The sequence below is a fragment of the Alteromonas sp. P256 genome (genome assembly GCF_036864455.1).
Taxonomy (GTDB): Bacteria; Pseudomonadota; Gammaproteobacteria; order Enterobacterales; family Alteromonadaceae; genus Alteromonas.
This window is the reverse complement of record NZ_JAZETM010000007.1, coordinates 75528-88633: the sequence shown is the minus strand read 5'-3', so window position 1 is coordinate 88633 and position 13106 is coordinate 75528. Positions and strand designations below refer to the sequence as shown.

13 protein-coding genes are annotated in these 13106 nt (G+C 44.8%); 8 read left to right on the top strand and 5 right to left on the bottom strand.

What is annotated here, in order from left to right:
* Window positions 1–3 precede the first annotated feature (3 nt).
* Both V7R39_RS12270 and V7R39_RS12265 read right to left on the bottom strand, forming a co-directional pair.
* Window positions 4–831 (bottom strand): phosphate/phosphite/phosphonate ABC transporter substrate-binding protein, encoded by an 828-nt coding sequence (locus V7R39_RS12270; protein ID WP_334030984.1) that lies wholly within the window; start codon window positions 829–831, stop codon window positions 4–6.
* A 26-nt stretch (window positions 832–857) separates the two neighbouring features.
* Window positions 858–1418, bottom strand: a complete 561-nt coding sequence (locus tag V7R39_RS12265) for a response regulator (RefSeq protein ID WP_334030980.1) — start codon at window positions 1416–1418, stop codon at window positions 858–860.
* Between the two features lie 339 nt (window positions 1419–1757).
* Between V7R39_RS12265 and prlC the strand changes: the two genes are divergently transcribed.
* The 8 genes from prlC (at window position 1758) to V7R39_RS12225 (ending at window position 9915) form a co-directional block, all read left to right on the top strand.
* Window positions 1758–3794: an oligopeptidase A gene (gene prlC, locus V7R39_RS12260; RefSeq protein WP_334030978.1), complete on the top strand. Its 2037-nt coding sequence runs from the start codon at window positions 1758–1760 to the stop codon at window positions 3792–3794.
* An 8-nt stretch (window positions 3795–3802) separates the two neighbouring features.
* Complete coding sequence (locus V7R39_RS12255) at window positions 3803–4492, top strand: DNA-3-methyladenine glycosylase I (protein WP_438823541.1); 690 nt, start codon at window positions 3803–3805, stop codon at window positions 4490–4492.
* Between the two features lie 68 nt (window positions 4493–4560).
* Window positions 4561–5403, top strand: a complete 843-nt coding sequence (gene ubiE, locus V7R39_RS12250; protein ID WP_334030977.1) for a bifunctional demethylmenaquinone methyltransferase/2-methoxy-6-polyprenyl-1,4-benzoquinol methylase UbiE — start codon at window positions 4561–4563, stop codon at window positions 5401–5403.
* Complete coding sequence (locus V7R39_RS12245) at window positions 5403–6038, top strand: ubiquinone biosynthesis accessory factor UbiJ (RefSeq protein WP_334030976.1); 636 nt, start codon at window positions 5403–5405, stop codon at window positions 6036–6038. Before ubiE ends, V7R39_RS12245 begins: the two co-directional genes overlap by 1 nt.
* A 9-nt stretch (window positions 6039–6047) precedes the next feature.
* Window positions 6048–7679, top strand: a complete 1632-nt coding sequence (ubiB, locus tag V7R39_RS12240; protein ID WP_334030974.1) for a ubiquinone biosynthesis regulatory protein kinase UbiB — start codon at window positions 6048–6050, stop codon at window positions 7677–7679.
* Between the two features lie 300 nt (window positions 7680–7979).
* On the top strand, window positions 7980–8189 hold the full coding sequence (gene cspE / locus V7R39_RS12235; RefSeq protein WP_032094913.1) for a transcription antiterminator/RNA stability regulator CspE: 210 nt from the start codon (window positions 7980–7982) through the stop codon (window positions 8187–8189).
* Window positions 8190–8564: 375 nt separating this feature from the next.
* Window positions 8565–9359 carry a hypothetical protein gene (locus tag V7R39_RS12230; protein ID WP_334030973.1) on the top strand — a complete coding sequence of 265 codons (795 nt, stop codon included), beginning with the start codon at window positions 8565–8567 and terminating at the stop codon, window positions 9357–9359.
* A gap of 82 nt (window positions 9360–9441) precedes the next feature.
* The gene (locus tag V7R39_RS12225) at window positions 9442–9915 is read left to right on the top strand and encodes an Lrp/AsnC family transcriptional regulator (RefSeq protein WP_334030971.1); all 474 of its coding nucleotides are present in this window, start codon (window positions 9442–9444) and stop codon (window positions 9913–9915) included.
* 79 nt (window positions 9916–9994) lie between these two features.
* Here the strand turns inward: V7R39_RS12225 and V7R39_RS12220 are convergent, their stop codons facing one another.
* The 3 genes from V7R39_RS12220 to V7R39_RS12210 are packed head-to-tail and all read right to left on the bottom strand — an operon-like array spanning window position 9995 to window position 12951.
* Window positions 9995–11002, bottom strand: a complete 1008-nt coding sequence (locus V7R39_RS12220) for a cytochrome d ubiquinol oxidase subunit II (RefSeq protein ID WP_032094912.1) — start codon at window positions 11000–11002, stop codon at window positions 9995–9997.
* 9 nt (window positions 11003–11011) lie between these two features.
* Entirely contained in the window at window positions 11012–12382 is a 1371-nt protein-coding gene (locus V7R39_RS12215; protein WP_334030968.1) for a cytochrome ubiquinol oxidase subunit I, read from the bottom strand.
* A gap of 11 nt (window positions 12383–12393) precedes the next feature.
* The gene (locus tag V7R39_RS12210; protein ID WP_334030967.1) at window positions 12394–12951 is read right to left on the bottom strand and encodes a GbsR/MarR family transcriptional regulator; all 558 of its coding nucleotides are present in this window, start codon (window positions 12949–12951) and stop codon (window positions 12394–12396) included.
* Between the last annotated feature and the right edge of the window lie 155 nt (window positions 12952–13106).

Here is a 13106-nt window from a genome sequence, read left to right as displayed (position 1 = left end):
CCTTTAACTATGTGGTTGGTTAAGGGGTTGAGACAGCGATGATATGCCAAGTTTACGAACATCATCCCAATGAGAGTCATCGGCTTCAACAAAGCCGTTCATACCCAAGTTCTTTAATATATTAGTACTGCTGGCATCACTAGAGATTGAGATTAAGGCATTGATTATCGATTGCCTTTCATCCTCGGTTAGTCTTGGGTGAGTTGCGATAGCATGAGGAGTGTAACGAGGACTTTCCCATAATACTTTTAACGACTGTTTAGCTGGGAATGAACCTAACGTTCTGTGAATTCCCCCGCCAGCGAGAAAAAAACGTTTTTCTACGTTTAGGTAAACGGAGTCGTGCGATTTCACAAAGCGAGGAGTGAACGCGATATTTTCGTTTTTTAACTTGGCGATTGTCACAATACTCGCAGCAAATGCTGCAGGCGCTGGAAATACCAGCTCGGTTCCATTCAGTTCAGATAAAGAGTGAATGGCGCTGTCTTTATGTACAACGATAATGCCCTGCAAACGTTTATCTTTTTGCTTTGCAAGCGCCTGATAACCCACCGACGAGTTAAATACGACAAAATGAAACGGATTCATGTAGGCAATATCATATTCCCCATTGGCAAGGTTAGCTTCGAAGGTCGGAATATCTTTGGCGGTTTGAAAATCGATATTTAACCCCGTGTAATTTTCAATGTAGTCGAAAAGGGGCTGCCACGACTTCGCCATTTTTTTTGCAGATTGTTGAGGCACAACACCAAAGGTGAGGGTTCTCGCGTTCACTGCGTGCGATATTAACAGCGAGATTGCGATACACATTATAAATAATATTCTAACCATGAAAACGCTCCGTATCCTCTTATGTCCTACATCGACATAAATTGCTCGAGTACCATAGTGAGATCGTGATTAGAAAACGGCTTTTGAAGTGATGCATCAGCACCTAACTCTAAAGCACGCTCAAGGCTAATATCATCGAGTGCAGAAATAACAACAATTTTTAGCTCTTTGTATTTGTTTTGCTCACGTGTGAATTCGATGACGCTGTATCCATCCATTCCTGGCATACTAAGGTCGAGTGTCATTACTCTAGGCTCATGCTGGCTAAGCAGTATGCCCGCTTGAAAGCCGCCGGTAGCGATGTAGCTGTCAAACCCGGCTCTGCGTGCTACCCGCTGAATCGATTTTGCAACAGGCATTTCGTCATCGACGATAAGTATTGAAGGTGTTGCATCACCCTTCAGCGAGTCGGGGATGGGCATGTCGTGGCGCTCTAAAAATTCAATGAAATCTTCAACAAGCACGCGATTGTTCCCTCGGCCGGGAAGCTTGAAGCCTTTAAGTTTACCGTTTTCTATCCATCTGATTACGGTACGCAAATTGACATCGCAGTATGATGCTATTTCGCCTGATGTAAGTGTCTTCATAAATTCGCCTTTTTCATATCCTTGTGAATTATAGCGTCATATGTACAGAAGACAAAGTAGACAAAAGGTTTAAATGTGACAATAGTGACATTCTGGTCTGTAACGGTTTGGTAACTGTACATAGCGCCCGACGTCACTGCCAATCGCTTTTGATCTCTGGCTAAAAAATAGTTGTACTTACAGATTAAGTCAAATCACTTCAAGTTAGGCATAAAGCAGCGAAGTGTGGCAATGCTATTTAGACGAAGCTTGGCTAAGAATGAATGTTGTTTTTCGATGAAAAACCCCCACCTTATTTTTAATTAAGATTATGCATACAACGATAAGAGTGAATATATTATGACGACCCCAGCAATTGAATTAGTCGACGGTTTACCTATGTTTTCTGGCATTGAGGCCGATTCGATAAAACCAGCCGTTGAGCGCGCTATTGAGGCCTGCAAAGCAGAAATTGACGATGTAGTCGCGTCTAAAGATTATTCTTATCAAAATGTGGTTCTTCGTCTAGAAGAAGTTGACGACCGACTTAGCAAAATATTTTCTCCAGTGTCACATATGAACAGTGTGGTTAGCAGTGATGAGCTGCGAGAGGCCCACGATGCCTGCTTACCATTATTGTCAGAATATGGCACTTGGGTTGGGCAGCATGAAGGTCTGTTCAATGCATATGTAGCGCTACAAAATTCAGAAGAGTTCAGCAGCCTAAACGATGAACAACAAAAAGTAGTCGAAAACGCGGTTAGAGATTTTACGCTGTCTGGCGTGGCATTACCTGACGCGCAAAAGAAGCGCTTTGCAGAAATACAGGCAAAGTTAAGTGAATTGTCTTCTACGTTTTCAAATAATGTGATGGATGCCACCATGGGTTGGACTAAACACGTTAGTGATAAAAGTGTGTTAGAGGGTATGCCAGAGTCTGCCTTAGAAGCGGCGGCGCAGGCTGCCCATCAAAAAGATCTCCAGGGATATTTATTTACGCTAGATATTCCTTCTTACCTTCCTGTAATGCTGTATGCAGATAACCGAGAGTTGCGTGAGGAAATGTATCGCGCGTATTCAACGAAAGCCTCTGACCAAGGGCCGAACGCGGGGAAGTGGGACAATACCGATATCATCAAACAGATATTATCTCTTCGTACTGAGTTAGCTGAGTTACTCGAATTCTCGAGTTACGCTGAGCGTTCGCTAGCCACTAAAATGGCTGACTCTACCGAGCAGGTCATTGGTTTCTTGCGAGACTTAGCGGCTAAGTCGAAGCCTCAGGCAGAACGAGAGTTAGACGAAGTAAAAGCGTACGCCCGCAACACGCACAATGTGACTGAGCTAGCGTCTTGGGACCTGCCTTATTACAGTGAAAAGCTGAAGCAAGAGAAATACACGATATCAGATGAAATGCTGCGCCCTTATTTCCCAGAAGACAAAGTGCTGTCCGGGTTATTTGATGTGGTTCACAAACTTTATGGCCTATCGATTGTCGAGCAACCTGGTGTAGATACTTGGCATGAAGATGTGCGCTACTTCACCATTACTGATGAAGCTGACGTACTTCGCGGAAGCTTCTATTTAGATTTGTATGCACGAGCGAAAAAGCGCGGCGGTGCGTGGATGGATGAATGTCGCGTGCGTCGCGAAATGAGCAATGGCGAACTACAGCTTCCTGTCGCCTACTTAACGTGTAACTTTAACGCGCCCATTGGCGATAAGCCTGCCTTATTCACCCACGATGAAGTGGTAACGCTTTTCCATGAGTTTGGTCACGGCATCCACCATATGTTAACTAAAATGCGCGTGGCGGGTGTATCTGGTATCAATGGCGTACCGTGGGATGCGGTGGAGCTACCAAGTCAGTTTTTAGAGAACTGGTGCTGGGAAGAAGACGCGCTTAACTTTATTTCTGGACACTATGAGACTGGCGAGCCACTCCCAGCAGATTTACTAGAACGTATGTTAGCAGCTAGAGACTATCAATCTGCCATGCAGATGGTCAGACAGTTAGAATTCAGCTTGTTTGACTTCTTACTTCACAGTGAAAAAGGCAGCACCGTTGACGTGCAAGGTGTGCTCGATAGTGTGAGAGACGAAGTGGCCGTATCTGTACCACCCTCTTTCAACCGTTTCCAAAATGGATTTGGTCATATTTTTGCTGGTGGATATGCAGCGGGCTACTACAGCTACAAGTGGGCTGAGGTATTATCTGCCGATGCGTACAGCAAGTTTGAAGAAGACGGTATTTTCAATCGTGAAACTGGAAAAGCCTTTCTTACAAATATCTTAGAAATGGGGGGAAGCAAACCGCCAATGGAGCTATTTGTCGCGTTTAGAGGTCGAGAGCCTAAAGTGGATGCATTACTGCGTCACAGTGGGATAAAAGGATAACACAGGCTATGGCTGAATCGTTTCACTCTATATACCAGCGAGCGTGTGAGCGAAAAGGCGGAAAAAGGGTGCTTGAAGCTATGCTTCACGCACCCTTGTCAGCTTCTGATGTAGCTACTATTCCGGACGATCGCTTTTTGGCCGCAATGACGAAAAAAGTGTTTCAGTCGGGTTTTGTGTGGCGAGTTATCGAAAATAAGTGGGACGACTTTGAAACAGTCTTCTTTAATTTCGATATCGACAAAGTATTGTTGATGCCTGATGAGATGCTAGAGCAAAAAGCATCTGATAAACGCATTGTAAGAAATTATAAAAAAGTAATGACCGTGAGAGATAACGCCATCATGATTAAGGATGTGTCGTTAGAATACGGGAGTTTTGGAAAGTTTGCGGCGTCTTTTGGCCCCGAAAACATCACCGAACTATGGGCTTTTTTGAAAAAGCGAGGCGCACGGCTTGGCGGAAATACTGGGCCTTATACACTTCGCTCCTTAGGCATTGATACCTTCTTGTTCTCCCGTGACGTTGAAGACTATTTGCGTAAAAACAATATTGTGGATGGCGGCCTTACCTCGAAGAAAAGTCTTAGGGCAGCGAATGATAGGTTTGCCAGTTGGCACAAAGAAAGTGGCCTGTCTTTGCAAGAGATTAGCACTACGGTGGCCTACAGCTGGGGTACCAATTCGCGGGTGCTTTAAGGCTTTAGCTTACCCTCACAATCCTATACACTTCAGCTTTGTGAAATACAGTTAGCAATAGGAACGTTATGAGCGACAATCAGACCTCATCAGCGGGTGATGTGCACTCTTCATCCGAGCATTCTCTTTCTGAGAAGCATGTGCTAGAAAACGATGTGGAACAAACGGCAGAGCAAAAGACGCACTTCGGTTTTAAGCAAGTAGAAAAAGAAAAAAAGGCGTCTTTAGTTGCCAACGTTTTCGATTCTGTTGCAGCGAAATACGATGTGATGAACGATCTGATGTCCATGGGCGTTCATCGTTTATGGAAGCGATTCACTATTGATTGTTCAGGTGTGCGCGCGGGCAATAAGGTGCTCGACATTGCGGGTGGCACTGGCGACCTAACTGCTAAATTTTCTCGCTTAGTTGGCCCCAATGGCCGTGTAACCCTTGCTGATATTAATTTATCCATGCTTCAGGTGGGTCGAGATAAGCTGCGCGATCGCGGGCTTGTGAGCAATATCGACTACGTTCAAGCTGATGCAGAAGCCCTGCCATTTCCTGACAACCACTTTGATGTGGTTACCATGGCATTTGGTTTGCGAAATGTGACGGAAAAACAAAACGCGCTTAATTCAATTTACCGCGTGCTAAAGCCTGGCGGTCGCTTATTGGTGCTAGAGTTTTCTAAACCAACATCAGAGCAGCTCAGTAAGCTTTACGACATGTATTCATTTCACTTACTTCCCAAAATGGGGCAATTGGTTGCGAACGATGCAGAAAGCTACCAGTACTTAGCTGAAAGTATCCGCATGCACCCAGACCAAGACACCTTGAAAGGCATGTTTGAAGAAGCCGGGTTTGAGCAGTGCGACTATCAGAACTTAACGGGCGGTATTGTAGCGCTTCACCGAGGTTATAAATTTTAATGCCTGCATCTGCACTTTTTGCGGCTACGCTAGAGTCTTCTATCAATAAACTGCTAGCGCTGGATAGCGACAGTAAGGCGAGGCTCAACGCCCTTGACGGTTCGCGGATGACAGCGTTTTTATCTCCTATTCCATTTGGCATTACCCTGGTGTTTTCCGACAAGGTTGACGTGTTGATAGAGCATGGTGATTTTGAAGAGATAAAGGCGCAGTTAGGTGCCAAAGATTGTTGCATTAAAACCTCACTCGATACATTGCCAGCGCTTAAAGAAACCAGTCAGTTAACTCGCCTTATTCAGCAAAAAGCGCTCTTTCTAGAAGGTGAGTTAAATGTGGCGCAGCGGGTAAGCAGTCTGTTCAAAGACCTCGAAATCGATGTAGAAGAGATTATCGCCCTTAAAACGAACGACGTTTTTGCTCACCAATCTGTGAAAACGGTAAAAGCCTTTCATGAAAAATCCATGTCGATGTTTGCCAATACGGGTGATGTGTTTGGCAACGCCTTGGTGGAAGAGAAAAAGTTGGCTGCACATAAGCTGGCGGTTATGCATTTTAGCGATGAAGTCAGTGCGTTGCGAGATAGCACAGAGCGTTTAGATGCTAGGCTACGTGATTTAGAAGAACGACTTAAATAAGAGACTTGCATGCGAATTGTTAGGCTGTATAAAATTAATCGAGTGCTGCTAGAACACGGCCTCGACGAACTAATTCCTGCAAAGTGGTTACCTTGGTATGCACGATTATTGCGGCACAGTATTTTTTGGGTGCGCAACAAGCATAAGGGTAAATCTCAAGGCGAGCGAATTACTCTCGCGCTACAAAGCTTAGGGCCTGTATTCATTAAGTTTGGCCAAATGCTGTCAACACGCCGTGACTTGCTTTCGCCCTCTATTGCTAATGAGCTGGCTCGTTTGCAAGATAAAGTACCTCCTTTTCCTTCACAAGCGGCCCAAGCGATTATCAGGTCCTCTTTAGGCTTAAACGAACTGAGCGAACTGTTTAGTGAATTTGAAGAAGAGCCTTTGGCATCAGCGTCTATCGCCCAAGTGCATGCGGCAAAATTAAAGGCGAATAACGAAGACGTTGTGGTAAAAGTACTGCGCCCTGATATTCGCGACACGATAGTGGCAGACATGGAGCTGTTGTTCAGCTTTGCCAATATTATTCAACGCTGGCTTCCCGATGGCAGGCGCCTGCGCCCGGTTGAAGTGGTGGTGGAGTATCGCAAGACGATTGTCGATGAGCTTGATTTACTGCGTGAGTCGGCAAACGGTATTCAGTTGGGCAGTAACTTCGAGGGCTCTGATGCCCTGTATGTACCTAAAATTTACAGCGATTATTGCCGTCACAATGTGCTGGTAATGGAGCGAATTTACGGTATTCCCATTTCGAATATCGATGCGTTAATAGCGCAGAATACCAATTTAAAAAAGTTAGCAGAGCGCGGTGTAGAGGTGTTTTTTACTCAGGTGTTCCGCGACAGTTTTTTTCATGCAGACATGCACCCTGGTAATATTTTTGTTTCCACCGAACATCCAGATAACCCAAAATATATCGCTATCGACTTTGGCATTGTGGGTACTTTAAACAAAGAAGATAAGCGCTATTTAGCCGAGAACTTCATTGCCTTTTTCAATCGAGATTATCGCAAAGTAGCGCAGTTACATGCCGACTCTGGTTGGGTACCCCAAGACACCAACATCGATGAATTTGAGATGGCCATTAGAACAGTTTGCGAACCCATATTTCAAAAGCCGCTAGCTGAGATTTCATTCGGTAACGTACTGCTGCAGCTATTTAATACAGCCCGCCGTTTCGACATGGTGGTGCAGCCTCAGCTGGTGCTGCTGCAGAAGACTTTACTGTATGTGGAAGGGTTAGGAAGGCAGTTATATCCACAGCTAGACTTATGGAAAACCGCGAAGCCGTTTTTAGAAAACTGGATGAAAGAACAGATTGGTTTTTCTGCCATGATGGGGAAGGTGAAAGCCAATTTGCCGTTTTGGTCAGAAAAATTGCCCGAGATGCCAGACCTACTTTACGACAGTTTACAGCATATTAAACGGATGCCGCTACAGCAGCAAAAGGCGTCTGCAGCGCTTCTTCAAGAACAGAAAAGAACTACTCAGACCACTCACTTAAGTGTGGTTGGTGGTACATTTATTCTACTTGCCGCTATTCTGCCAATTTACGGCATTTCGTGGTATTTCCCAGCATTTAGCGGTGTTATTGGTACTGTTTTTTGGTTCTTGTCTTGGCGAAATAGTCGGCAATAACGTCAAAGCGATAATGAACTTTTTATGAATCTGGTTAATAAGTCATTAATTAGTATGTTAATTGTTCCCAAGAGTGTTATAGTGATTGCGGCTGTTTGCCAGAGTCTTTAAATAGACGAGATTTGTATTATTTGCTATATGTTGCTACAAGTAAAAACTGCTCGAGTTACCCAGTAATTTGTGTTTGTTGTTAGTCCATTCGTAAGTAAGCCTCAATACTCCGCCAATTTAAAGACCAACAGAAACACAGTTACACGCGCTTTTTGCGCAATTTATTACGATATTTGAGGTCTATACGACATGTCTAAAGTTACAGGCACCGTTAAGTGGTTTAACGCTGATAAAGGTTATGGTTTTCTTACTCAAGATAATGGCGGCAAGGACGTTTTCGTTCATTTCCGTGCAATTATCTCTGAAGGTTACAAGACTCTTCCAGAAGGTCAGCGCGTAGAATTTGAAGTTGAAGAAGGTCAAAAAGGTCTTCAAGCTGCTAACGTGCAAGCTATCTAAGAAATTCAAAAATGGCGGTCAAATTGACCGCCATTTTTCTTTCCGCTTTACTATACTTCCATCGACAATCTCTTTGTTCGGCAATGTGTTTATTGTGCTTGTTCTCATAGCCACGTCAAACAAAATTTAATTTGCCAATTTCAAGAAAACGCTCTCGTTAACCAAAATTCACTTTCTGCATTGCTTGCTATGTATTGCTATTTCCTTGTGTAAAGTGTTCTACTAACTCAATAGTAGTTTGATGATGTTTATAGCACGCGCTGCGAGCTTTAGGTTCTGCGGTAGGTTTTGACTGAATATCTCTAGAGCATAAACAATCTTATAAAAGCCTTATTTTTGCTCATATTTTCACATTTGGTTATTAGGGGATTCATTATGATTATTCGTATGGTTGGTTCGCAACTTTTCTCAATCTCTAATCTGACAATGGCCAAAAGAGGTGTTGGGAGAGCTACGGCGATAGGCGCTTTATTGAGTCTGGGTTCGGTTTTTGGCACGGCCACTATCGCCCAAGCGTCGGTATTAGCACCCACATCAACATTCCAATCTGCATCTACACTAGCACCTTCATCAGCGTCTGAACCCTTATCTGAATCGTCACAAAGCAGCGAGTCGAGTGATGGGGAGCCGTCGGCTGTAGTCGCCACGCTTTTTGATAAGCCTATCACCGCAAAAGATATTACTCCAAATGACGAAGTTTTAGCTGAAATGGCCTCTCAAGCGAATAGCAGTGAAGAACAAAATGCCATGATGGCACTTGCCAGCCTGACAAAATTGTCAGAACTTATTATTGAAGGGGTGCTCGACCACTACTTCGTACAAAATAACCTCGCTGTTGATGCAGCGTTGGTAGAAAAATTTAAAACTAAATTTGCGGGTAGCGCCAGTGAAGATGGCATTAGCGACGATGTTGCAAAGCGCCAAGTTATGATTTTTCTAGCAGAAAAGCATATGTACAACACCTATGGCGGCGAGGTCGTGTTTCGCCAGTCTAACCCACAGCTACCCGTTGGAGCCTATTACAAAATGCTTAAAAACTATGAGCAAACAGGTAAATTTACCATCCTCGATAAGGGGCTTGCCGACGGTTTTTGGACGCCGTTTACGCCCCCGTATCAGTACGAATTAGCTGAAGATAATATTAATTTTGCTCAGCCGTGGTGGCTGTAATAGGCGTTGGAGTGGCTTTCGGCCTAACGCCGCGCTTAGAATGGCATTGATAAAGCAGCAACAAAACGAAAATATGTAATGTATGAAAAACACCAACATTGATGCTATTGACCGCACCATCTTAAGTATTTTACAACAAGATTCAGAAACGCCTGTTGCACAAATAGCTGAGCAAGTGGGGTTAACTTCCACACCTTGCTGGCGCAGAATACAAAAGTTAGAAGCAAGCGGGGTTATCTCTCGTCGAGTAGCGTTACTGCAGGCACAAACTCTGGGCTTAACAATGACTGTGTTTGTGCAAGTTAAAGCGAGTAACCACGATGGGAAATGGTTGTCGACCTTCTCGCAGCACGCGTCCTCTTTTGACGAAGTCGTTGAGTGCTACCGTATGTCGGGCGAGTATGACTATTTGTTAAAAGTGCTGGTAACTGACATGGCCTGTTTCGATCACTTTTATAAACGCTTGGTAAGTGGTATCGCCTTTTCAGACGTCACCTCTAGTTTTGCTATGGAGCAGATTAAATATACCACTGCGGTTCCTCTCACACATTTATAGTGTGATGAAATTCTTCCACGCAACAAGCATACTAGCTCCGCTCCATCTCAACATCGTGTTATGTCAGCACCCGCTCTGATTAGTAGTAAGACAGCTTCTCTGACTTCCCAGAGAATATTTTGTAAACCATCACGGTGTAAGCCAAGATAACAGGTACTACAACCACCACGCCAACTAATAAAAACCTCAGTGAGCTGGCATCACTTAGCGCGTCAGATATCATCATTTGCCCTGGAATAATGAACGGGTAATAACTAATGGCAAATGCGGTAAAGCACAGTAGAAAGACTAACAATGCGATGAAGAACGGTAGCCATTCTCCTTTGCCATCGCTATGGGGAAGTTTTTTAAGCAGCACACCGCACAGTGTTAATAGCGCAAAGCAGGTAACCGGAATAGCAAATAGCATGACTCCCCACGGCGCCGATAGCCATAAGTCGCGCACCTCTTCATGTAAAGATAGATTGGCAATACTCACCGACACAATACCCAGCGCCAATATCCCTAACCCTCGTTTAGCCCAGTAATAGGCCTTTTGCTGTAACTCACCTTCCGATTTTAAGATAAGCCAGCACGAGCCAATAAATGCATATGCTGCAGTGACGCCAAGTGCTGCTAATACGGCGAACGCTTGTGCCCACAAATCGGTGCGAAGTCCGGTAACATAAATACCAAGCATATAGCCTTGGGCAAGCGTGGTAAGCAAAGAGCCATACTTGAACACTAAGTCCCACTTACGTTTATTCACTTGCACTACCTTTGCGCGAAAGTCGAAGGCAACGCCCCGTAAAATAAGCCCTAACAGCATAAAAGTTGCCGGCAGATACAAGGTTTGCAGTACTTCGCTGTGCGCCTCAGGAAAGGCAATAAGCAACAGGCCTACGGCAAGTACTAACCAGGTTTCATTGGCATCCCAGTATGGGCCAATAGAGGCTATCATGTCGTCTCTAAAGGCTTCGGTGCGAGGCGGTATAAGCACGCCCACACCCAAGTCGTAGCCGTCTAATATGGCATAAAGTAAAACCGACAAGCCCAATAAACCCACATAGATATTACCGAGCATTTCAGGTGAAACATGTTCAAACATAGTCACTCCTTACACCGTCACAGGGTTATTGTTGGCGCTCATTTTCGCTTTTGCGATCTCACGCTCCTCGGTGGTGATTTCCTCAATCTCAACCGCTCGGCGACACATCAGCATTAGGGTGCCGATGTAGGCGATAAGTAGCCCGCTATAAATGACGGCATACAGAGTAAATGATATCGCGATATTGCTGGGAGGTAGCTGCGTTACTGCGTCAGTCGTTTTTAGTACGCCGCTAACAAGATAAGGCTGTCTGCCTATCTCTGTAACATACCAACCTGCAAGGGTTGCTACCCAACCGCTAAATGCCATACCGGCAAAAGTACGCTTTAACCACACGGGGAATGAACGGTTACGCATTAAGTAAATACTGCCTAGCCAGGATACTGCAAGCATTAATATGCCCATGCCAACCATTACCCGAAAGCCGTAAAATACGGGCGCTACTGGAGGATGCTCCCCCTCAAACTCATTAAGGCCCTTTATCTCGCCTTTTAATTCGTGGGTAAGAATTAAACTGGCTGCATAGGGAATGGGAATTTCGAAATGATTTTCTCTGCTTTCCTCATCCGGTATAGCAAACAACAGCAGCGGCGCGCCCTCAGTGGTTTCCCACAGTCCTTCCATAGCGGCTACTTTCTGCGGCTGATGCTCAAGGGTATTAAGCCCATGCATGTCGCCCGCAAAAATCTGTAGCGGTATCAGCACGGCTGCTGTGTAAGTCGCCGTTTTAAGGGCAAGTTTAGGCGCAAGTTTATCGTCGCCTTTTAACATTCTGTAGGCGGATAGACCGGCGATTAAGAAGCTTGCCGTTAACCCCGATGCCAACATCATGTGCACAAAGCGATAGGGGAACGACGGATTGAATATTATTTCCTTCCAATTGGTGGCGTAAACCACACCGTCAACGACCTCAAACCCTTGTGGGGTCTGCATCCAACTATTCAGCGCCAAGATCCAAAACGCAGACGTTGTGGTGCCAAGGGCGACAATAAGTGTGGAAGTGGTATGCAGCCAATTAGGAACTCTGCGAATACCAAATAGCATAATACCTAAGAACGTGGCTTCTAAGAAAAAGGCGGTGAGTACTTCATACCCCAGTAGAGGGCCTGCGACATTGCCTACTTTTTCCATAAAGCCAGGCCAGTTTGTGCCAAACTGGAAAGACATGGTTACACCGCTCACCACACCTAGGGCGAAGCTTAGCGCGAAAACCCGCACCCAGAAACGGTACATACGCATCCATACAGGGTGACCAGATGTATTTGAGCGCATTTTAAAGTAGAAAAGAAACCACCCCATCGCCATGGTAATGGTGGGAAATAGAATGTGAAAACTGATATTTAAAGCAAACTGTAATCGAGACAACAAGAATGCATCCACAGAACGTCTCCTTAATTAACGCTATTTTTACCCGGTAAAATCTTATCCTTAAGGTCAAGCATACGGCCTACGCCAGAACCGAGTTTCATCAGCGTATTAAGTTTTTCAGGTCCAAGATTTTGTAGCTCTTCAGACCATGCCGTAATTGATTCCAATAAATCGTGTATTTCACTCAGCTTATTTTGTGCTCCGGCTTCTGTGCCGTTTGCAGGCTCATCGAGCAGTAAGTCTCGTAGCAGGCTTAATGTTGGGTCTATTTCCCGTTTTCTTCTCTCTTCAAACACGCGATTAGCCAAGGTCCAAATATCGCCTGCAGGAATAAAAAACTCTTTGCGTTCACCGGGTACTAAATGCTGTTTGACGAGTCTCCACGACTGAAGTTCCTTCAACCCCATGCTGGTATTGCCACGGGAGATATTCAGCGCATCAGCAATTTCCTGTGCTGAAATCGGTCCTTCGTTTAACACAATAAGAGCCAAAATCTGTCCTACTGTTCTGTTAAAGCCCCATCGACTTCCCATTTCACCAAAGTGCATTACAGCTGATGTGATTAACGGTGTCATCTTCATTTTGCGTGCCTATTGAAGTTTCAGAAATTACTGAAAGTTTAGTATTCTATTTGATGCAGATCAATCTTTTTGACATTAATATGGTTTCATAAATATGCCGCTTCGCTTCACTCAAGGGCGCAAGCATACAAGATAGGAGTGATAGTTAAACTGTC